Annotated in this window: 14 protein-coding genes and 3 rRNA genes; 13 read left to right on the forward strand and 4 right to left on the reverse strand. The window is 65.5% G+C overall.

The genetic code is table 11. From position 1 onward, the window contains the following. Window positions 1-22 precede the first annotated feature (22 nt). Both JOD64_RS27450 and JOD64_RS27455 read left to right on the forward strand, forming a co-directional pair. Entirely contained in the window at window positions 23-3421 is a 3399-nt protein-coding gene (locus JOD64_RS27450) for a beta-L-arabinofuranosidase domain-containing protein (RefSeq protein ID WP_204944887.1), read from the forward strand. A gap of 307 nt (window positions 3422-3728) precedes the next feature. Beyond that, window positions 3729-4757, forward strand: a complete 1029-nt coding sequence (locus JOD64_RS27455; protein ID WP_204944888.1) for a LacI family DNA-binding transcriptional regulator — start codon at window positions 3729-3731, stop codon at window positions 4755-4757. A 251-nt stretch (window positions 4758-5008) separates the two neighbouring features. Here JOD64_RS27455 and JOD64_RS27460 read toward each other — a convergent pair whose 3' ends face one another. Continuing rightward, window positions 5009-5902, reverse strand: coding sequence for an oxygenase MpaB family protein (locus tag JOD64_RS27460; RefSeq protein WP_204944889.1), 894 nt, complete (start codon window positions 5900-5902; stop codon window positions 5009-5011). Window positions 5903-6297: 395 nt separating this feature from the next. Here JOD64_RS27460 and JOD64_RS27465 point away from each other — a divergent pair, with 395 nt between their 5' ends. Then, entirely contained in the window at window positions 6298-7434 is a 1137-nt protein-coding gene (locus tag JOD64_RS27465; RefSeq protein ID WP_204944890.1) for a hypothetical protein, read from the forward strand. Between the two features lie 292 nt (window positions 7435-7726). Here JOD64_RS27465 and JOD64_RS27470 read toward each other — a convergent pair whose 3' ends face one another. The 3 genes from JOD64_RS27470 to JOD64_RS27480 form a co-directional block, all read right to left on the reverse strand. Continuing rightward, on the reverse strand, window positions 7727-8269 hold the full coding sequence (locus tag JOD64_RS27470) for a hypothetical protein (RefSeq protein ID WP_204944891.1): 543 nt from the start codon (window positions 8267-8269) through the stop codon (window positions 7727-7729). 143 nt (window positions 8270-8412) lie between these two features. Beyond that, window positions 8413-8925, reverse strand: coding sequence for an NUDIX domain-containing protein (locus JOD64_RS27475; RefSeq protein WP_204944892.1), 513 nt, complete (start codon window positions 8923-8925; stop codon window positions 8413-8415). 238 nt (window positions 8926-9163) lie between these two features. Next, window positions 9164-9364, reverse strand: a complete 201-nt coding sequence (locus JOD64_RS27480; RefSeq protein WP_204944893.1) for a hypothetical protein — start codon at window positions 9362-9364, stop codon at window positions 9164-9166. A gap of 769 nt (window positions 9365-10133) precedes the next feature. Here JOD64_RS27480 and JOD64_RS27485 point away from each other — a divergent pair. From JOD64_RS27485 to JOD64_RS27530, 10 genes are all read left to right on the forward strand, one after another. Further along, window positions 10134-11650 (forward strand): 16S ribosomal RNA (locus JOD64_RS27485). Between the two features lie 385 nt (window positions 11651-12035). Next, a 23S ribosomal RNA gene (locus tag JOD64_RS27490) occupies window positions 12036-15144 on the forward strand. Between the two features lie 86 nt (window positions 15145-15230). Then, window positions 15231-15347, forward strand: a 5S ribosomal RNA gene (gene rrf / locus JOD64_RS27495). The 16S, 23S and 5S rRNA genes sit together here, the layout of an rRNA operon. A gap of 365 nt (window positions 15348-15712) precedes the next feature. After that, a complete protein-coding gene (locus JOD64_RS27500; RefSeq protein WP_307813720.1) occupies window positions 15713-15940 on the forward strand; it encodes an MmyB family transcriptional regulator in 228 nt (75 codons plus the stop codon). 811 nt (window positions 15941-16751) lie between these two features. Continuing rightward, window positions 16752-18083, forward strand: coding sequence for a nitroreductase family protein (locus JOD64_RS27505; protein ID WP_204944894.1), 1332 nt, complete (start codon window positions 16752-16754; stop codon window positions 18081-18083). After that, window positions 18080-19507: a class I adenylate-forming enzyme family protein gene (locus tag JOD64_RS27510; protein ID WP_204944895.1), complete on the forward strand. Its 1428-nt coding sequence runs from the start codon at window positions 18080-18082 to the stop codon at window positions 19505-19507. Before JOD64_RS27505 ends, JOD64_RS27510 begins: the two co-directional genes overlap by 4 nt. Next, a complete protein-coding gene (locus tag JOD64_RS27515) occupies window positions 19504-19761 on the forward strand; it encodes an acyl carrier protein (RefSeq protein ID WP_204944896.1) in 258 nt (85 codons plus the stop codon). The genes JOD64_RS27510 and JOD64_RS27515 overlap by 4 nt, the downstream gene beginning before the upstream one ends. Next, entirely contained in the window at window positions 19758-20489 is a 732-nt protein-coding gene (locus tag JOD64_RS27520) for a dihydrodipicolinate reductase C-terminal domain-containing protein (protein ID WP_204944897.1), read from the forward strand. Before JOD64_RS27515 ends, JOD64_RS27520 begins: the two co-directional genes overlap by 4 nt. Then, a complete protein-coding gene (locus JOD64_RS27525) occupies window positions 20467-21240 on the forward strand; it encodes a class II aldolase/adducin family protein (protein WP_204944898.1) in 774 nt (257 codons plus the stop codon). The genes JOD64_RS27520 and JOD64_RS27525 overlap by 23 nt, the downstream gene beginning before the upstream one ends. After that, window positions 21237-22346 carry an acyl-CoA dehydrogenase family protein gene (locus JOD64_RS27530; RefSeq protein WP_204944899.1) on the forward strand — a complete coding sequence of 370 codons (1110 nt, stop codon included), beginning with the start codon at window positions 21237-21239 and terminating at the stop codon, window positions 22344-22346. The genes JOD64_RS27525 and JOD64_RS27530 overlap by 4 nt, the downstream gene beginning before the upstream one ends. Window positions 22347-22354: the final 8 nt, after the last annotated feature.

Raw genomic sequence — 22354 nt, forward strand, 5'->3', positions numbered from 1 at the left:
CCGCGTGAAAGGACGGTCCGCAATGGTTCTCTCCGACAAGACGCCCGTCAGTCGACGTCAGGTACTTCAGGCGTCCGCCATCGGTGTCACCGCGGTGGCCACCGTGGCTGCGCTCCCCGCGACCGCCGCCCAGGCCGCCACCGAGGCGTCAGCGGGCCCGACTGCGCTCAACGTGACCCCGGCCGACCCCGGTCCCGGCGGCACCGCCCCCATCCGGCCGTTCCAGCTGCGCGACGTGACGCTGGGCGACGGCCTGCTCCAGGAGAAGCGCGACCGTACGAAGAGCTACCTCCGGCAGCTCGACGAGCGGCGCTTCCTCGTGTTGTTCAACAACCAGGCTGGCCGACCGAACCCGCCGGGCGTCTCCGTCCCTGGGGGCTGGGAGGACGGAGGGCTGCTCAGCGGCCACTGGGCCGGCCACTTCATGACGGCCCTGGCGCAGGGGTACGCCGACCATGGTGAGCCGATCTTCAAGAGCAAGCTCGACTGGATGGTCGACGAGCTCGCGGCGTGCCAGGCGGCGATCACCGCGCGGATGGGCGGGGGCGACCCGGGCGGTGAGGAGCCGCAGGAGCCACAGATCGGCCGGGTGCCGGGCCGATTCGGCAGCGGCCTGCGCCTGAACGGCCCCAGCCGGGCGCAGCACGTGACCCTGCCCCAGGAGGCGATCAGCCAGCTCGCCGACTTCACCATCGCCACCTGGGTGAACCTCGCCGCCACCCAGAACTGGAGCCGGCTGTTCGACTTCGGTCAGAACACCACGGTCAACATGTTCCTGACCCCGCGCGCCGGTGTCACCGGCAACGTGCCGAGGTTCGCGATCACGGTCAGCGGTAGCGGTGGTGAACAGCGGATCGACGGTACCGCCGCCTTGCCGACCAACCAGTGGGTGCACCTCGCCGTCACCCTCACCCAGAACACCGGCACCCTCTACGTCAACGGTCAACAGGCCGGCCAGAACACGGCCATGACCCTCAGCCCGGCCAACCTCGGAAACCCGGGAAACCGGTGGATCGGGCGCTCCCAGTACGGCGACGCGTACCTGGACGCGACCGTCGACGAGTTCCACATCTTCGACCGGGCACTGAGCCAGCAGGAGATCGGGTCGCTGCTGGACTCGGCGGCCGGGAGCACCAGCGGCGGGTCGATCGCCTGGTACCGGTTCGAGGAGGCCGACGGCTCCACGATCAGGGACGCCTCGCCCAACGGCCGCGACGGCGGCATCGTGGCCAGCCAGAGCGGCGGGGGAGCCCTCTGGGTCCCGACCCATCCCGGCTACCTGGGCGCGATCCCCGAGGACGCGGTGCTCCGACTCGGCCCGCCACGGTGGGCCGTCTACGGCGGTGACCTGAGCACCAACACCTGGGCGCCCTGGTACACCCAACACAAGATCATGCGCGGGCTGCTCGACGCGTATTACCACACCGACAACCAGAAGGCCCTCGACGTGGTCGTTCGGATGGCCGAGTGGGCGCACCTCGCACTGACCATCGGGGACAAGAACCACCCCGCCTACACGGGCCCGATCACCCGCGACAACCTGAACTACATGTGGGACCTCTACATCGCCGGCGAGACCGGCGGCGCGAACGAGGTGTTTCCCGAGATCTACGCGCTCACCAGCGACGCGAAACACCTGGACACCGCCAAGCGCTTCGACAACCGGGAGTCGCTCTTCGACGCCTGCGTCGAGAACCGCGACATCCTCGTCACGACACCACAGACCCGGCCCGGTCGTCGCCGTCCGGAACGGCTGCACGCCAACTCGCACGTGCCGCAGTTCATCGGCTACCTGCGCGTCTACGAACACAGCGGCGAGCAGGACTACCTCCAGGCCGCCAAGAACTTCTTCGGCATGGTCGTACCGCACCGTATGTACGCCAACGGGGGAACGGGCGGCAACTACCCGGGCTCCAACAACAACACCGAGCTGTTCCAGAACCGGGACAACATCGCGAACTCGATCGCCCAGGGCGGTGCCGAGACCTGCACCACCTACAACCTGATCAAGCTGGCTCGTAACCTCTTCTTCCACGAGCACGATCCGGCGTACATGGACTACTACGAGCGCGGCCTGATCAACCAGATCGCCGGTTCGCGGGCCGACAGCACCAGTGTCAGCAGCCCACAGGTCACCTACTTCCAGCCGCTGACCCCCGGGGCGACCCGCAGCTACGGCAACACCGGCACCTGCTGCGGTGGGACCGGCATGGAGAACCACACCAAGTACCAGGAGACGATCTACTTCAAGTCCGCCGACGGTGGAACGCTCTGGGTCAACCTGTACGTGTCGTCGACGCTGACCTGGGCCGAGAAGGGCTTCACCATCACCCAGCAGACCACGTACCCGCGCGAGGACCGCACCAGGCTGACCGTGCAGGGCAGTGGCCCGCTCGCCATCAAGCTGCGCGTGCCGGCCTGGGCGCGGAAGGGCTTCTTCGTCACGATCAACGGTGCCGCTCAGGACGTCACCGCCACACCCGGCAGCTACCTGACCCTGAGCCGGGCCTGGAACCCCGGCGACACCATCGAGATCCGGATGCCCTTCAGCATCCGCATCGAGCGGGCGCTGGACCGCCCCGACACACAGTCGATCTTCTGGGGTCCGGTCCTCCTGCAGATCCTGGGAAACCCGGGCGCCGGGAACTACCGGGAACTCTCGCTCTACCGGCACCTCAAGCGCGACGGCGACTACTCCCGCGCAGCGATCACCGACACGAGCACCACAGCGGCAGGCGACCACCTCTTCACCACGCACGGCTTCACCCTGCGGCCGTACTACATCGCCGACACCCAGGCCGCCTCGTCGTACTTCCGGCGGGTCGAGCCGACCATCGTGTTCGGCTCGGTTGACACCGGCGTACCGAACCGCAAGCGCAATGACGGCTTGCCGAACTACGACATCCCGGTGGCCGGGGTTCCCTCACCCGGCACCGACGGCCCCACCTTCCTCGACCTGGTGTGGGACCAGGCGCCCTTCGCCACCCACGGACAGTTCGTCTCGACGGTCACGCAGACCGCCGAGGCATTCGTCGCGGCGGGCACCTTCACCGCGGCGGAAAAGGACCTCGTCGTCTCGTACGCCGCACGCTCGAACAGGGAACTTGAGCCGGCGCCCACATGGAAAGTCGAGGTACAGGCCCGCACGCGTTTCATCGGCCCCAACGCCCACGTCTCCGTCACCGCCCGCAACGCCGACGACGTGCCGCTGACGATCGAGCTGAGCACGCCGTACGGCTCGCGGACCGTGGCCGATGTCGCCCCGGGGAAGACCGTCTACCAGGCGTTCAACGCGCGTGTGACGTCGGTGCCCGCAGGTACCGCGACCGTCAGGGCCACCGGGACGGTGGACGGTGGGTCGGTGACCGCCCAGACCGAGACGCCGTACGAGGCGATCGGCGGCGACTCGGGTAAGCCGTAGCCCTGACGGGGGTGGCGGGGGCCCGTCCGGACCCCGCCACCCCCACCCGGGTCAGCCGCCGCAAAGTTTCGGCCGAGATTTCGGTACGTGACCCGCCGGTGCATCGCTGGCACTGCCGCCGGTGTTCTCGGGTGTAGTGTTCCGCCCAGGTGAGGGCTTCGATGGGGGACCGCAGGGCCGCACCCCCACCGAAACATCGCCGAAAAGGCACTGAGATCCTCGTCCGCCAGGAGTGGTCATCACGGCACTCCCGGGCGGCCTGACGCCGCGTACCACGCCTGTGCCGGTCGCCGGGAGGGAGCACCACATGGCCAACGAACCCGAGATCCCCACCAACCGCACGCCCACGCTCACCGATGTCGCCAAGCTCGCGGGGGTGTCCATCGCGACCGCCTCCAAAGCGATCAACGGGCGTAGCGAAGTGCGGGCGACCACCAGAGTCCGGGTGTTGGAGGCTGCCGAACTGCTGTCCTTCGCACCGAACGCCCTCGCCCGCGGCTTGCTCAGTGGCCGCACCGGGACCGTGGGACTGTTGACGAGCGACCTCGAGGGGCGCTTCTCGATTCCCATCCTGATGGGAGCGGAGGACGCCTTCGGGGCCGGCCAGGTGTCGGTCTTCCTGTGCGACGCGCGCGGTGACGCCATCCGGGAGAAGCATCACGTACGCGCGTTGCTGTCGCGCCGGGTGGACGGTCTGATCGTCGTGGGATCCCGCACCGACGCCCGTCCACCGCTGGCCGGCAACATCCCCGTGCCGGTGGTCTACGTCTACGCACCCTCCTCGGATCCAGCCGACGTCTCAATCACCGTCGACAACGTGGGAGGCGGTCAGCTCGCCATCGAGCACCTGCTGGCCTGTGGTCGGCGCAACATCGCCCACATCACTGGAGAGCCGGGGTTCCAGGCGGCGCGGGATCGTGCCGAGGGTGCGGCGGCGGCACTCGCCTCCGCCGGCCTGAGCATGACCGGTGGGCGGCCTTACTACGGGACATGGGACGAGTCCTGGGGGCGGGCCGCAGCGCACATGGTCGTCGAGCACCATCCCGAGGTCGACGCGATCTTCTGCGGCAGCGATCAGATCGCCCGAGGTGCCCTGGACGTGCTGCGGGACCTCGGACGCAACGTCCCTGGTACGACCTCCGTGATCGGCTTCGACAATTGGGAGGTGATCTCCGCCCACTCTCGGCCCCGCCTGACCAGCATCGACATGAACCTCAAACAACTCGGGGCCATTGCCGGTCAACGGCTCTTCGAAGCCATCGACGGCGGCGTGCCCACCTCGGAGGAGTTCCCGAGTCGAGTCGTGATGCGCGAGTCGACCCTGCCGGTCGGCTGAAGTCCATAAGACTTGACGCGTCGTCCACGAGGTGACCGAAGTTCATGGTCCCCAGGCCGACCCGGCTGACTCTCCGGCCCAAGCATCTCGTCACTCATGCCGCGAGCATGCGTATTTCGGCCCTGACGACCTTCGTCGTCAGCCGCCGGAACTTGACGTCTTCGTCGTCCAGGCCGGTGGCGGCGACTCGCCGTGTGGAGCGTGGCTCTGTCGCGGACCGTGAGTCCTTCAGGACTCGCCTGAGGATCATGTCAAGCGTCTGGTGGGACGCGAGTGTCAAGCGTCTCCCGTGACCCGGCATGAGATTGCGGACCGAGATGGCTGACCTCGTACCCGTCGGGGTAGCTCTTGGCTTTGATCCCGTCGGCGAACAACGCGGTTGTCCGTGGTGCCCCGAACCACCGTAGAAGCCGCGAACGTATCTTCAACGCGGCGTGCAGGCCAGCCCGAACCGGCCACGCCGGCGCGTCGACCCGCATCGCGCGCCGCAGCGGCGCGTCGTACATGGCACTGACCAGAGCGTTTCCCAGCGGTGCGAGCATCCGTGGGATCCGGGTGAGCATCAGCATGCGGGTGGCCCGCTCGATGGCCGCCGCGTCGTCGTTGGGCTGCAGGTGAGCAGCGTCGTGGGCGGCGAACCAGGTTTCGAGCTCGTCGTACGACCCGGGAATGTCCGTGATGCCCATCCGCCGGCCCAACTCCCGGTAGAACAGGTACGTGGCCTGACGCTCGTGGCAGCAGGGCGGGCGCCAGCCGTACTCCTGCAACCACCGCGTCGGGATCACCACCAGGCAGCCGAGGACGTAGAGGAAGTCGTCGTTGCTGATGTCGTACGGGCGGTGGAGTTGGTTGACCCGCCGCAACGCGTCCCGGCCACGAGGCTGCTCGAAGCCGTTGAGCACCATCTCGTACATCAGCAGGCCGGTGTCGTCGATCCGCTTCTGGGTGCGTTCGGTCAGCTCGCCCGTGGCCATGTGCACCGCGGCGATGGCGGGGATGGAGAAGGATCGGTTGAAGGCCAGGTTGAGCCCGAGCTTCATGTCCCACGGGAACTCGTAGCGCAGCATGGTCTGGTAGATGGCCAGGTGGTCGCGCTCCGGGTCCAGCGTGCGGATACGCGTCAGGTTCGTGTAGCGGGCCCTCACCGGCGGGTGTCTCCAGCCGTGGGCTGCGTGACGTGCTGGGCTGCGGCCGGCGTTCGAACCGACCTGCCCGACGTGCTCGCGACGAACGGACCCACTGCCGCCTTCATCGATGACATTGTCTCCACCGGCCCCACCTTCGGACGTTGTGGTGGGCCACTCGGTCTCTTTGGCGTCCAAGGTGGTGCGTCGAGGTCGAGCGGCAGGTTCCGAGAGCCATCGTCACCGTCTCCGCAGGAAGGCGTAGACGATCTTCGGCCGTTGGCAGAGCCGCCCCTGACGGTGGCCCGCGCGAAACGGCGTTCTTACGGCTCTGTTACGGGCAGCGAGCTGGGTGCGCGCAATCCATTGACGAGCGCCACGCTGAAGGTCATCCACCAATCCAGGAGAGGACCACTATGCGATCACTGGCACGGCGCGGGCTGTCGGCGGCGACGCTCGCCACGGTGGCAGCAAGCATGTTGCTCCTGCCGGCAAACTCAGGCGCGGCCGCCATCCCGTCGGTGTGGAAGGCGACGGTGCCTCCGCTGATCCAGGACAGCCGGCTGACCGACGTGGCCGCTACCGGCCCGAACGATGCCTGGTCGGTCGGCTATCAGGCATCGACCTACACGGGGTATTCGATCGACGAGCCCTACGCACTGCTGCGGTGGAACGGGCGGGCGTGGACGGAACGGCGACTGCCGCACGAGGCCTTCCTGCTGTACAAGGTGGCGGCGGCGAGCGCGGGGGACGTCTGGACGGTGGGCCTCGGAGTCCACGGCCAGCCGTACGCCGGACACTTCGACGGCCAGACCTGGACGGGACACGCACCGATGGGCGCCTCGACAGGGCCCTCGACACTGCTGGACGTGGCGGCCACCGGCGGTGGGCGGGCGGTGCTCGTCGGCCACGAGGGCTCCGGGCCGCTCGTCCTCGAAGGCGACACCCGTCAGTTCAGCCGGGTGGCGGTGCCGGGGACGGCGCAGCTCAACGGTGTCCTGCGGGCGGTTTCGAGCACTCAGGATGGCAGCATTTTCGCCGCTGGCGATCGCTACGTCGCCGACGCCCCCTACCCGGAGCCCTTCATCGTGCAGCGCGTCGGTGGCGCGTGGCAGGTGGCGGCACTGCCGTCGACTCCCAGCACCCAACTGACCGGTGTGTGGGCTCGCTCGTCGACCGACGCCTGGGCGGTCGGCACGCAGGACTACGACTCGGCTCCCAAGCCCGTCATCCTGCACTGGGACGGCCAAACGTGGCAGCGGTTGGCTGGACCGGCGCCCGCCGGCCGGGCGTACGCGGTTGCCGGTGATGCGATCGGCAATGTTTGGATCAGTGGCACGAATCCGATTCCGCCGTACATCGAGTACCCGGGCACGCTGTTGCTGCGCTACACCAGCGGCCGGTGGAGTGTCGTGTACGGGCCGAAGGTCGACGGCAATGACCCGCACCTTGACGCCCTGGCCAACATCCCGGGCAGCTCGTCCTTCTGGGGTAGCGGCGCCGCTTCGAGCAACGGCCTCGGCATCGCCGGCGTCATCGAACGGACCAGGTGACGGAAGAGCCATGAGCACCGGTGCCGGCGTGTGCCCCGACCCGCGGGCCGCGCCGCACCGGGGCACGCGGTCCGCATCCCTGGCTCCTCCTGAACGCCCACCGGCACCTGGGGCGGGATCTCCAGGGCCGCTGGCAGTTCGGCCGTGGCGGCGGGGTCGCCGGCCAGCGCGGGAGCGAGAGCGGCGCAGGCGCGTACCGCCGTGTGAGGATCTGCAGGTGGCGGCGAGGCGACGCCGAGGTCACCGATGGTCAGGACCAAGGCGGCCCGCTCGTCCGGCCCGGCCGTCCGGGTCAATTCCTCCGAGCGAGAGGCGTCCCCCCACCGCAGGCGCCGATTGTGTGCGCGGCCGCGGCCTGGACCTGCGGGGACGGATCGGACAACGCCGCGGTGGCTGTGGCCAGCAACGCCGGCACGACCTGCCGGCAACCGCGCACGGCCCGGATGTAGAGGGCGCCCTGCAGCCGTCCGTCCTCCCAGATCCCTTCCTCGTCGCCGCCGCGGAGCGCCTGGGCCAGGGCGACGTCCACGTCGAAGTCCGGCTCGGACAGGTCCCTGTCCGTGATGCTGCCCGCCTCGGCCACCGCGGCCAGGAAGTTGAGCAATTCGGCACGCAGGCCGGGATCGGTCACCCGCGGGTCGGCGAGCAGCGCGGCTACCTCGAGGGCGGCCGGCGGGGTCGCGGTCCACGGCGTCCCCTGGTGGATGATCGCTGACCACAGATGCTCGAGCGCCCTCGCGCGGGCCGCCGGGTCGTCGCCGCCGAGCGCCGCCAGGTGGCCGGGGGTGTCCACGGCGAGGCCGTAGGCGTGCAGCAGAGCGGCGTACTCGGTCACGCCTGGAAAATACCCGGTCGGCATCGAGGATCACCGTATTGGCACTGCACCTGGCAACCGCCCATGGCTCCCCTCCTGTCAAGGAGTGTCACGCAGTCTGTGAAGCCAACCTGTAAGGCATCCAAGCGGAGTACGACACCTGTCTAGTCCCACCTGATGCTGGACGAAGCCGTCCCAGCGCACGCACGACAGTCGGTCTTGGTTCCTCGGTCGTCCTGGTTGCGGTCGGTGGCATCTGAGTGCCTGTGGGCGCACTCGAACTCAGGCAGAGAATGAACCATTGCCGCCAAGACGCCATGCACGAGGGGAAGGCCGTCCAGCTCGTTGATCCCGACCCATGCGATGTCGTCATGCTCGTCGGATGCACGGTTGGTCGGAGAGCCGACCCAGTCTCCAATTTGCCAGACGCCCACGTGCAGGGCGTCCTCACCACTGCCGGCATGCAAGACGCCCAACCGTGAAGCGGACTCCGCCACGATGTGAACACCGAGTTCCTCGTGCATCTCACGCGCGAGGGCCTGTAGTTCCGACTCACCCGCTTCGACCTGCCCCCCGGGCAGGTCCCAAACATCCGGGTACGCCCGTTTGGTCGGCCTGCGGTGTACCAGCAGGACCGCGTCGTTTTCAACGAGTGCGCCTGTGACGACGACATGCATGACGGGAGTAGAGCACAGGGATAGGACAAGCTCGCCAGAGCCAAAAGGGGGACGCGCAGGAGTCTGGATCTGCCGCGACCGCGTGTCCATCGGCCGATCGTGGTCAAGGTCAGCAACGGGCAGGTCGTCGACCGACCCGTCCACGTCGTCGCCGGCGTCACGGTCAACGGCGAGCAGGACATCTGGGGCCTGTGGGGCAGGCGACGACCACCTCGGGCTGAGGACGTGCCAGTAGGTCTCATGCACGGCGCAAAGCACGGACTTCAGTACTGATCGCTCGAACGGCAGGACCGGAGGGGCACCGGTACCGGCGGTCCATCAGGTCGTACCGCTCGTCCATGCAGTCGTAGCGTTGTTCGCCGTAGAGCTGCTTCCGTTCCAAGAAGGTGTGGAATACGCCGAAGGCGCTCAACCGTTCGCTGTCGCCGGCCCGGTCCATGAGCGGAGCGTGGACCACGGACAGGGCCTGGTTCAACACCGCGCGACGGACGGTGGTGACGAGTGGGGTCTGCCCGTTCGCGATGAGGCCCCAAGGTGTTCGAGGGCGACCCACGGGGACGGGCACCAGATGAACTGCGCGGGCTGGGGCAGGTAGGTGGCGCGGGCGAGGGCTTCGGCCCCGATGGTGGCCGGCCGGTTCGGTTGTCAGTGCTGCGCCACTCCAGGTGTGGGCGATGCCGTCGGCGGGGGAGGCAGCGGAGGTGTTCGAAGGGCTGAGGACCGGGCGGTGCGGAACCTCCGGGTGCGGATTTGCGAGCGCGACGCCGACCGGGTAGCTTACTGAAGCCGGCAGGAGCCGGGCGGAGAGCCGCGAAGCGGTGATCGGCCGGTCTGCGGTTTCCCACGACAGAAACGAACACTGGCGACGGTGTGCGTCATCGTGGAATTGAGAAATAAGAGTATCCGCATTATCGGGTGAAGCACGACGAGCCGGGAAACACCGGTTTGACGCGGCGGAAACGAGCGGGTAACGTAGTAAAAGTGCCTGGCGCTGGAAAGCGCTGGGGACGCTGAACGAAAAGCCCCGGTTGGGGTTCCGCTGAGGTGGGGCTTCTGGTCGGTGTGTGGTTGTTCTTTGAGAACTCAACAGGGTGCTTGTAAAGCCAGTGCCAATTATGATTTATACCCCGGACTGGTCAGTTTTTCTGGCTGGTTGGGATTCCTTTGGCAACATTTGTTTGTTGTCAGGATGCTGTTCAACTAATTTTTTGTTGGAGAGTTTGATCCTGGCTCAGGACGAACGCTGGCGGCGTGCTTAACACATGCAAGTCGAGCGGAAAGGCCCTTCGGGGTACTCGAGCGGCGAACGGGTGAGTAACACGTGAGCAACCTGCCCCAAGCTTTGGGATAACCCCGGGAAACCGGGGCTAATACCGAATAGGACCTTTGGCCGCATGGCCGGGGGTGGAAAGTTTTTCGGCTTGGGATGGGCTCGCGGCCTATCAGCTTGTTGGTGGGGTGATGGCCTACCAAGGCGACGACGGGTAGCCGGCCTGAGAGGGCGACCGGCCACACTGGGACTGAGACACGGCCCAGACTCCTACGGGAGGCAGCAGTGGGGAATATTGCACAATGGGCGGAAGCCTGATGCAGCGACGCCGCGTGAGGGATGACGGCCTTCGGGTTGTAAACCTCTTTCAGCAGGGACGAAGCGAGAGTGACGGTACCTGCAGAAGAAGCACCGGCCAACTACGTGCCAGCAGCCGCGGTAAGACGTAGGGTGCGAGCGTTGTCCGGATTTATTGGGCGTAAAGAGCTCGTAGGCGGCTTGTCGCGTCGACCGTGAAAACTTGGGGCTCAACCCCAAGCCTGCGGTCGATACGGGCAGGCTAGAGTTCGGTAGGGGAGACTGGAATTCCTGGTGTAGCGGTGAAATGCGCAGATATCAGGAGGAACACCGGTGGCGAAGGCGGGTCTCTGGGCCGATACTGACGCTGAGGAGCGAAAGCGTGGGGAGCGAACAGGATTAGATACCCTGGTAGTCCACGCTGTAAACGTTGGGCGCTAGGTGTGGGGGGCCTCTCCGGTTTCCTGTGCCGCAGCTAACGCATTAAGCGCCCCGCCTGGGGAGTACGGCCGCAAGGCTAAAACTCAAAGGAATTGACGGGGGCCCGCACAAGCGGCGGAGCATGCGGATTAATTCGATGCAACGCGAAGAACCTTACCTGGGTTTGACATGGCCGCAAAACTCGCAGAGATGTGAGGTCCTTCGGGGGCGGTCACAGGTGGTGCATGGCTGTCGTCAGCTCGTGTCGTGAGATGTTGGGTTAAGTCCCGCAACGAGCGCAACCCTCGTTCGATGTTGCCAGCGCGTTATGGCGGGGACTCATCGAAGACTGCCGGGGTCAACTCGGAGGAAGGTGGGGATGACGTCAAGTCATCATGCCCCTTATGTCCAGGGCTTCACGCATGCTACAATGGCCGGTACAATGGGCTGCGATACCGCGAGGTGGAGCGAATCCCAAAAAGCCGGTCTCAGTTCGGATCGGGGTCTGCAACTCGACCCCGTGAAGTCGGAGTCGCTAGTAATCGCAGATCAGCAACGCTGCGGTGAATACGTTCCCGGGCCTTGTACACACCGCCCGTCACGTCACGAAAGTCGGCAACACCCGAAGCCGGTGGCCCAACCCCTTGTGGGAGGGAGCCGTCGAAGGTGGGGCTGGCGATTGGGACGAAGTCGTAACAAGGTAGCCGTACCGGAAGGTGCGGCTGGATCACCTCCTTTCTAAGGAGCACCTTCCGACGAAAGTCGGTAAGGAGCCCGCACTACCCGAATGTGGTGGTGGGGTGCTCAGATGGCGGAGACACTGGCAAGTTTTACCCTGGCAACGGCCGGCGGCGCTTAGTACAGCCACTCTCTTCGGGGTGTGGTGGGAACGGATGACGTTGGTGCGGCTGGGGGAGAATGTGAGCACCCTGTTGGGTCCTGAAGGAACAACCATCGTGTTGTTGTTTCAGAGACTTGGCCAGCCTCCTTGTGGGGGCTGGAAGTCTGCCAGGCATGGCCTGGCTCCACATACCGCCGGCGGTTGTCGGGTTTGGTGTGGGGCGGATCGGGTTGTGGGTTGGTCGTTTGTTGAGAATTGCACAGTGGACGCGAGCATCTTTGTGGTCAAGTTGTCAAGGGCGAACGGTGAATGCCTTGGCACCAGGAGCCGATGAAGGACGTGGGAGGCCGCGATAGGCCTGGGGGAGCTGTCAACCAAGCTGTGATCCCAGGGTGTCCGAATGGGGAAACCTGGCACCAGTCATGTGGTGTCACCCACACCTGAACACATAGGGTGTGTGGAGGGAACGCGGGGAAGTGAAACATCTCAGTACCCGCAGGAAGAGAAAACAATTTAGTGATTCCGTGAGTAGTGGCGAGCGAAAGCGGATCGAGGCTAAACCGGCTGCGTGTGATACCTGTCAGGGGTTGCGTGGTCGGGGTTGTGGGACCCTGCTGAACAAGCTGACACTTGTTCGAGAAGTTACAAAGTTAGTGGCTAGTCGAACAGTCTGGAATGGCTGACCGTAGACGGTGAAAGTCCGGTAGGTGAAAGTTGCTGACCTTCTGTGGGTGTTCCCGAGTAGCGGCGGACCCCTGAAATCTGCCGTGAATCTGCCAGGACCACCTGGTAAGCCTAAATACTTCCTGGTGACCGATAGCGGACAAGTACCGTGAGGGAATGGTGAAAAGTACCCCGGGAGGGGAGTGAAATAGTACCTGAAACCGTTCGCCTACAATCCGTCGGAGCCTTGCGGGGTGACGGCGTGCCTTTTGAAGAATGAGCCTGCGAGTTAGTGGCATGTGGCGAGGTTAACCCGTGTGGGGGAGCCGTAGCGAAAGCGAGTCTGAATAGGGCGATTCAGTCGCGTGTCCTAGACCCGAAGCGGAGTGATCTAGCCATGGGCAGGCTGAAGCGCGGGTAAGACCGCGTGGAGGGCCGAACCCACCAATGTTGAAAAATTGGGGGATGACCTGTGGTTAGGGGTGAAAGGCCAATCAAACTCCGTGATAGCTGGTTCTCCCCGAAATGCATTTAGGTGCAGCGTCGCGTGTTTCTTGCCGGAGGTAGAGCACTGGATGGTCTAGGGGGCCCACAAGCTTACCGAAATCAGCCAAACTCCGAATGCCGGTAAGTGAGAGCGCGGCAGTGAGACTGCGGGGGATAAGCTTCGTAGTCGAGAGGGAAACAGCCCAGATCACCAGCTAAGGCCCCTAAGCGTGTGCTAAGTGGAAAAGGATGTGGGGTCGCATAGACAACCAGGAGGTTGGCTTAGAAGCAGCCACCCTTTAAAGAGTGCGTAATAGCTCACTGGTCAAGTGGTTCCGCGCCGACAATGTAGCGGGGCTCAAGCACACCGCCGAAGCTGTGGCATTCACATTTTATCCTCGCTTGGACTTGATTCCTTGTGCAGGTGTGTGGATGGGTAGGGGAGCGTCGTGCCGCGAGTGAAGCAGCGGGGTGACCCAGTTGTGGACGCGGCACGAGTGAGAATGCAGGCATGAGTAGCGAAAGAAGGGTGAGAAACCCTTCCGCCGGATGACCAAGGGTTCCAGGGCCAGGCTAATCCGCCCTGGGTGAGTCGGGACCTAAGGCGAGGCCGAGAGGCGTAGTCGATGGACAACGGGTTGATATTCCCGTACCCGCGAAAGAGCGTCCCTGATGAACCTCGTTGTGCTAACCGCCCGAACTTGGTGAGGTCTTCGGACTGAGCTGAGGGAGCGTGGGAACCTGATGGGTAGTAGTCAAGCGATGGGGTGACGCAGGAAGGTAGCTGAGCCCGGCCGGTGGTTGTGCCGGGGTAAGCGTGTAGGCCGTGTTGTAGGCAAATCCGCAACACATATAGGCTGAGACGTGATGCCGAGCCGATTCAGGTGAAGTCAGTGATCCTATGCTGCCGAGAAAAGCCTCTAGCGAGTTCTTAGCGGCCCGTACCCCAAACCGACACAGGTGGTCAGGTAGAGAATACCGAGGCGATCGGGCGAACTGTGGTTAAGGAACTCGGCAAATTGCCCCCGTAACTTAGGGAGAAGGGGGGCCGGAGACGTGAAGCCCCGCGCGGGTGGAGCGTTGTATGGCCGCAGAGAGCAGGGGGAAGCGACTGTTTACTAAAAACACAGGTCCATGCGAAGAAGTAATTCGATGTATATGGACTGACGCCTGCCCGGTGCTGGAACGTTAAGGGGACCTGTTAGCTCTTCGGGGCGAAGCGGAGAACTTAAGCGCCAGTAAACGGCGGTGGTAACTATAACCATCCTAAGGTAGCGAAATTCCTTGTCGGGTAAGTTCCGACCTGCACGAATGGCGTAACGACTTCCCCACTGTCTCAACCACAGGCCCGGCGAAATTGCAGTACGAGTAAAGATGCTCGTTACGCGCGGCAGGACGGAAAGACCCCGGGACCTTTACTATAGCTTGACATTGGTACTCGAATTAGCTTGTGTAGGATAGGTGGGAGCCGGTGAAGTCCATACGCCAGTATGGGTGGAGGCAATCTTGAAATACCACTCTGGTTGATTTGGGTATCTAACTTCGGACCGTTATCCGGTTCAGGGACAGTGTCTGGTGGGTAGTTTAACTGGGGCGGTTGCCTCCTAAAAGGTAACGGAGGCGCCCAAAGGTTCCCTCAGCCTGGTTGGCAATCAGGTGTTGAGTGCAAGTACACAAGGGAGCTTGACTGTGAGACTGACAGGTCGAGCAGGGACGAAAGTCGGGACTAGTGATCCGGCACTTGCGAGTGGAAGCGGTGTCGCTCAACGGATAAAAGGTACCCCGGGGATAACAGGCTGATCTTCCCCAAGAGTCCATATCGACGGGATGGTTTGGCACCTCGATGTCGGCTCGTCGCATCCTGGGGCTGTAGCAGGTCCCAAGGGTTGGGCTGTTCGCCCATTAAAGCGGTACGCGAGCTGGGTTTAGAACGTCGTGAGACAGTTCGGTCCCTATCCGCCGTGCGCGTAGGATACTTGAGAAGGGCTGTCCCTAGTACGAGAGGACCGGGACGGACGAACCTCTGGTGTGCCAGTTGTCCTGCCAAGGGCACGGCTGGTTAGCTACGTTCGGAAGGGATAACCGCTGAAAGCATCTAAGCGGGAAGCCTGCTTCAAGATGAGGTATCCCACCCACTTTGTGGGGTAAGGCCCCCAGCTAGACGACTGGGTTGATAGGCCGGAAATGTAAGCCCGGTAACGGGTTCAGTTGACCGGTACTAATAGGCCGAGGACTTGACTACTAAGCTGCTACGCGTCCACTGTGCAACTCTGAACAAGCGAACACCCGTGATTTTTGTGCCGGGGTTGTTTGATATGTTCATAGAGTTACGGCGGTCATGGCGGAGGGGAAACGCCCGGTCACATTCCGAACCCGGAAGCTAAGCCCTCCAGCGCCGATGGTACTGCACTCGTGAGGGTGTGGGAGAGTAGGACGCCGCCGGACAATCTTTCAGAAAGGGCCACCCCCACGGGGGTGGCCCTTTCTGCATATCCCCGTTTAGGGGTTGATCGACTCGGGTTCCCGGGAAACCGCGGTGTCCGGGATCGTTTGATTACCCCGGTATCAATGACACCGAGTCGATCATGCGCCAACCGGCGTGAGCGGGCCGGGGCGAGCGGCGGTGCAGTATTACCGCAAACGGTGGGTGCGCCGGCATGGTGGTCATCTGATTCCGTCCGCAGTGGGGCGAAAAGGTGAGCTGTGATGCCAGGACGCGGGCCGAGCCATGCACAGCGACGTCTACACCGGTCCGGCAAACATGCCTGACGTTGGTCGGTTCACCTTTCTCGGCAGTACCGCCGCCGTCGGTGCGCCCACAACGTCCGCACCCCCGGCACCGGCACCAAACAGTTCCACCACCAGCCGTCGGCGAGCTCGCCCTGGCGTACGAAAGCTTGGACCTGCGCGCCGAGCCGGACCTCACCCTGACCGTCTACGCCGCGGAGCCGGCCTCACCGACCGCCCAGGCACTGGACCATCTCGCCCCCTGGGCCGCCACCGCCGTCGACAGCGACAAGTCGATGCAACCGCAGTAACGGTGACGGTGGCGTGCGTGCTCTCGTCACCGTCCACTGGACGTCGCCGGGTCGAAAGGCCGATGGCCAGATCCTGCGGCGGCTGGCGTATGGCACGTGCTTTACTGTCCGACGGCGGTGCGGCTCTGCTGGAGCGAATGCCTGACCTCGCTTCGCCGCCGGCGAGGTGACCCCCCCCGAAGCCCCTGGGACGTCGAGTCGGGCAATCAGGTGCCACCCGACCATGGTGGCCGCACCTGTGGCGAGAACTGCGGGCCGACGGCGCACACTCTCCGCCGGGCATCATCCGAACTGGACGGATAGCCTGTATCGCCCCAGATCAGATGGCGGCCCTGACGGGGGATCACTTCTGCGAGTGCTACCGGTGGCGCTCCAGGTCCCTGAAGCGCATCGCTTGAGATCTTCCTCCTCTTGGGACATTGTGGGCCCTGACTGTGGGCCAAACCAGCGATCACAGCACCTTGCCGACGATCGATGGTCGTGTATCATCAATCGGGCCGCAAAGATCACGGGGGTGATAAGTCTTTTGGGTGATACGGCTCGACGTGTGCCGATTAGAGCTCCGCGTTTGGTGGTGCGCTGGCGACGATGCCGCGCAGCGAACGCTGTTTGCAGCGAATGCAACCTGACGCCGACCAATCGTCATTACGCCCACGTCTGAAATTCGGTAACATCACCTGGCTGAACAGGGCGCCCGCGACCTTCCCGCGCGTCTGTCCGGTCTTTCGCGAGGCGCAGCGTTGCCTTCCTCGCCTGCCGCTATCTCGACTGCAATCGGGGGATCGATGTCGCATGCCTGGGAACCATCGAGGTGTTGAAGCCCGTTACTCAACCCGGCTGGTCGGGTTCTGTGAAAGCGGCCTGGAATGCCTTTGAATACACGGAGTCGACGCCGGAGTACGGCACGATCAAAGTCGTCGACTATGGCATACGGCAGGCCGTAGATCTGATCGCATGCTCACTCTTCCCGGATGCGAATGGCAAGTGGCCAATTCCGTCCGCCGGTGGCATATACCCATTCACGGTCCTTGTCGTGACCATCGTCGAATCCTCCTGGCAGGTGTTCCGGCTGCCCGGCAGAGGTCAGGTGATCCGAGCCGACGTGCCACCCGGCCAGGCCGCCGCGCTCGCGACCGCGCTCGATCCCGCCCGATCGGGCCGCTCCTGCCACGTCCTGCTGCTGCTCCGGCCGTGGCTGTCGATGCGCAAGTACGGTCCGCGCGGCTACCTCTACACGCAGCTCGACGCGGCGCACGCCGCGGTGAACCTGACTGGCGCCACTCCGTCGCACTGGCGTCCCGTGCTGCGCGTCGGACCTGACCCGTGCGCCATCGAAGCGGCGGCGGAGGCCGCCGTTCCTCCCTTCCACGAGATTCACTCGGTGCTGTCCTTCGACCCCAGCCACGTCGTCGATCCGGCACCCGTCGCGGTGCGGGTGCCCCACGGGCGTGGCGCATTTCCGGAGCCTGATCCGGTGGAGGCGCTGTGCTGGGCGTTCCTGGTCGGAACGCTCCAACGCGGTGACCCGCCCCCGTCGGCGCCGGTCCGGACCGCGCTTGCGTCCACCCCCGGTGAGTCGTCGAACGACTGGCGGCGGTGGCGGAGATGGGCGGCGGCGCGACGGTCGTGCCGTCGCTTCGACGGTCCTCGTCTGGAGGCCCGGACGCTGTTGCGGACACTGTCGGTGTTGGAAGTCCGGCTGCCGGTGGATTTCGGGGAGACGGACGTCGGCGAGGTGCGCGCGACGGTCGTGTTGGGCCCGGGCTACGACGTGGACGAGAGGGTCCGCGCGCGCCTCGCCCCGTACGGCGATGTCGTGACGTGGCCGGACGACCTGTGCACGGAGGAGTTGGTGCGGGCGTGCGGCAGTCAGGAGCACGCCGGAGATGCCCAGGCCTTCGTCCTGCTGCATCATCCCGCCAGTCGCATCGTCGTCGACGGACGTCCTGATCTGCTGCGGGCGGCGTTGTTCCGGGCGGGGTGCGCTGCCCACCTGATCCAACTCGGCGCAGCCGGCGCCGGGGTGGCCGTGTTGACCATTGGCCGGTTCGATCAGGCCGTCTGGTCGCGCGCCGGCCGGCTCGACGTCGACGACCAGGTCCTCTACCTGATGGCCCTCGGGACGGCAAAGGAGAGCATGTGACCGCCCGACAACTGAGCGACGCACTCGACGCGGTGTTGCGCGAGCATCACGATCGGCTCGCGGTCGGCAGCCTCACGCACCAGATGACGTATCGGGAACTGGATGATGCCTCGGCCGCAACGGCCAGGGAGATCGCGGCCCGCGGGTGGCGTCGTGTCGCCCTCAAGGCGGGCAGTTCTCCCCGTTATGTCGTCTCGTTACTGGCCGTACTGCGTGCGGGGGCTGTCCCGTTCCTGGTCGACCCGGCGTTGAGCTCCGACGAGTCTGGCAGGTTGGCTGAGTCCTGCGGCATCGATGCCGCGATCACCGACGGGGACAATGCCGAGGCGGATCTGACCATCCAGCCGATTACGAGGTCGGAGCCCGCGCCAGACCTGCTGCCGGACACCGAGGTGTGCCGCTTCAGCTCGGGCTCGACACGCACACCGGGTTGCATCGAGTTCAGTGGCTCCGCCGTCCGCAACGCGGCCGCCGCCTGGACCGAGGTGAGCGGCCTGCACGCCGACGACGTGATCCTCTGCTTCGCCGGCCTCTACAACGGCCTCGCCTTCAACACCTCGCTGATTCCCGGCCTCCTGGCCGGTGCTTCTCTGTGGCTGCCTCGCGGGCTGCCTAGCGCCAGCCATGTGCAGCGGTACGTGGCGACCGTCCAGCCGAGCATCTTGGTCGGCTTTCCAGCGCTGTACGACGGGCTTGCCCGCCGCGCTGGTGGCCGACCGCCGATGACGGGCATCCGGATCGCCCTGTCCTCCGCCGCCCAGCTGTCCGAGGACACTGCCCGGACTGTGGCCGAGCATGACGGGGTGCGGATCGCCGACTACTACGGCATCGCGGAGACCGGGCCGCTCACCTTCGACCCCCATCCACGGCCTGGCGGTGGCCAGGGTGCGCTCCTGCCCGGAGTCGAGGTACGGGTCGTATCGCCGGACGGCCCGGGCGCGGAGCACGGCGAACTCGAGGTGCGGAGCCGCTCGATGGGTTCGCGCTACCTCAACTACCCCGGTGAGATGGAGCGCCGGATTACCGCGGACGGCTTCTACCGCACGGGTGACGAGGGATCGATGACCGACGGCCGGCTCAGGCTGACCGGACGCAGCGGCAAGCACCTCAACATCGGCGGTCGCAAGGTCTCGGCCGAAGAGATCATGGACGTCATCCGGACGCATCCCGCAGTGAGGGACTGTGTCGTCTTCGGGGCGACGAATCAGAGCGACACCGCAGTCATCGCAGCAGCGGTGGTTGCCGATGGCGCACTGACCGTCGAGGAGGTACGCCGGTTCTGCCTGTCCCGCATGGCGGCGTTCAAGGTTCCCGAACGCATCGCCTTCACGGACCGTATCCCACGCAGCGGCGCCGGCAAACCGCTCGCCGTGGCGCTCTCCGCACTGCTCACTGAGACCCGACCAGCCGGAGGAGACCGATGAAGGCCCAGGAAATCCTTCACGACCGTGTGGCCGAGCTGATCGCGGCGGCGTCCAACGGCACCGTCACGACGCAACAGGCCTTGGACGCCAGCAGCAATCTCCTGGAGAAGGGCTTCACCTCGCTCTCGTTTCTCCAGTTGATCGACGCGGTCGAGAACGAGTTCGGTCTCTACATCGACCTGGAGGAGGACACCACGTTCCTCGGGTCCGTCGATGGCATCGTCGGGTTCATCCACGCTCAGCAGGCGCAGTGACCGGATCGAGTGCGTCGGTCGCGGGCGTCGTCGGGGCCACGGGGCGGCTCGGCGCTGCGCTCTGCTCCGCGTTGGAGTCGGCCGGTGTTCCCATCGGGCTGCGGGCGAGCCGCGCGGGCTGGGCTGTCCAGGAGCCGCCCACCGTGGTGTTCGACGTGAGCGGGCCCGAGTGCTTCGACCGGACGGTGAGGCTGTGCCGGCAATGGTCTGCGGCGCTGGTCTACGCCGTGTCGGCGGTGCCGGATGCTCACGCCGACCGACTGCGGCAGCTAGGCAGGGAGGTGCCGGTCGTACGGGCGACCAACCTCTCGATCGGACACTGGATCCAGATCCGGCTGCTGGAGGCGGTGGCGAGCCTCGGCCCGTCCCTTCCGGTGCTGCCGGTCGCGGCGGTGTGGGAACGGCACCCGATCACCAAGGCAGACCGTCCTAGCGCCTCAGCGACGGAATTGGCCGAGGTGTGGCGCGAGTCCTCCGGCGCGCCGGCCGCCGACCTGACGAGTGTGCGCGCCGGGCACCCGGTCAGCGATCACGCGGTGCAGCTCGACCTGCCCGACGAGTCCGTCACCATCGCACACGCGGTAACCGGGATCGGTGCGGCGGTACGGGGAGCGCTGCTGCTCCTGCCCTGGGTGTCGACCGCTCCGGCGGGGCTGGTTACCGCACACCACATCTACGACGACCTGATTGCGAAAGGTGTTCCACATGCCGCCTCCCCCCAGCACTGAGTCGCTGTCGGCGGCTGAACGCAACCTCCGCGTTCAGGTCGCCATCGCCGCTCGCTCGCTGTCGATCGGCGGGCACGACGATTTCAACCAGGGGCAGGTTTCCGCCCGGATCCCCGGCTCGAACCGCTTCCTGATCAAGGCAGCCGTGACGGGTTTCGAGGAATGCACTCCGGAGGACCTGGTAGTCGCCAGCACCGATCCGAGTGCACCGCCACATCGCCTCGCACCCCCGGAACTCGTCCTCCACCAGGCCGTCTACCAGGCGCGCCCCGACGTCAACGCCGTCGTGCACAGTCACGCGGCGTACACGCTCGTCTTTGGCGCGACCGATCTGGAGCTGCGGGCCGTGTCGCATGACGGAGCGATGTTCGAGGGACGCCTGCCCCGGTACACGCTGACCAGCAACACCATCCTGGACCTGCCGGTAGCCGAGAGCGTCGCCAAGGCCCTCGGTGATGCGCCAGCCGCCCTGCTGCGTAATCACGGCGGTGTGGTCGTCGGCAAGTCCCTACGGCACGCCACGGTCCTCGCGCACCTCTTGGAGCGAGCATGCCGGCTGCAGCTGTTGGCCGAGCAGGTGCCCGGCGGCTATCACTCATCCAGCGGCGACGACGTCGACGCGAAGCGGGCGTTCAACTTTGCGGATCTGTCGGTCCGGTCGTACTGGGACTTCTGCGCCGGGCAGGTGGCCAGACGTTGGCCTGACACGGCGTTCTGGAAGCCCGTCCGCTCGGTCAAGCAGCCGATATGACCGTGACGGAACTGGCTGGAGCCGCCCTGCTCGACGAGGTGGTGCGGCTGACTCGCGACGAGCTGCGGCCGAGTGCCGACGCCGCGGAGGAGGCGAAGGAGTTTCCCCGTGAGCTCGTCCGCCGGCTGTGCGAGCTCGGCCTCGTCCGGCTCGGCCTGCCGGAGAGTCGCAGCGGACTGGTGTTCTGCCGCGCCATCGAGACGCTGGCGAGCGGTTGGCTGGCCGTCGCCGAGTCCGTGCATCTGCAGGTGCTGGCCGCCGTCGGACCAGCCCGCTTTGGCGGTACGCACGTGCGGGACGACGTGCTGCCGACGATGCTGTCCGGTGCGGTAATCGGCGGGAACTGCTTCTCGGAGCCGAACGCCGGCTCGGACCTGTCACACCTCGAGACGACGGCGGTGCTCGACGGCGACCGGTACCGGCTCAATGGCGAGAAGTCCTGGGTGGGGCACGCGAACGTGGGTGGTGTGTTCAACGTTTATTGCCGTACCGCCGGCGGTGGACTTGGTGGCATCACCTGCCTGCTGGTCGACGCCGACTCACCGGGCTTGAGCGTCCATCGCCCGGTGCGCAAGATGGGAGTACGCGCGCTGCCGACCGCGACCATCACCTTTACCGATGTCCTTGTGCCTCGCGATCGGGTGATCGGGCGACCGAATCGAGGAATGCTGGTCGCCTCCGACGTGTTCGTGCAGGGTCGGATCGGCCTGGCGGCATGTGCGGTGGGTCTGGCTCAGGGCGCGCTGGAGTACGCCGTCGCCTACGCGAAGAAGCGGATCCAGTTCGGTCAGCCGGTGATCCAGTTCCAGGGTGTGAGCTTCCTGCTCGCCGACATGGCAACGCAGATCCAGGCGGCCCGGCAGTTGCTGCACTACGCCGTGACGCGCCGTGATGCCGGGCACGACGTGTCGGTCGAGGCGGCCCAGGCGAAGTTGTTCAGTACGGACGTCGCCATGCGTGTCACGACTGACGCAGTACAGGTACTCGGCGCGTACGGCTACACGCAGGACAGCCCGGCGGAACGCTGGATGCGGGAAGCCAAACTGCTCCAGATCATCGAGGGCACCAACCAGATCCAGCGTGCGGCGATCGCCGCACGCCTTTAGGGAGTGAC

This window comes from Micromonospora luteifusca, assembly GCF_016907275.1.
Lineage (GTDB): Bacteria > Actinomycetota > Actinomycetes > Mycobacteriales > Micromonosporaceae > Micromonospora > Micromonospora luteifusca.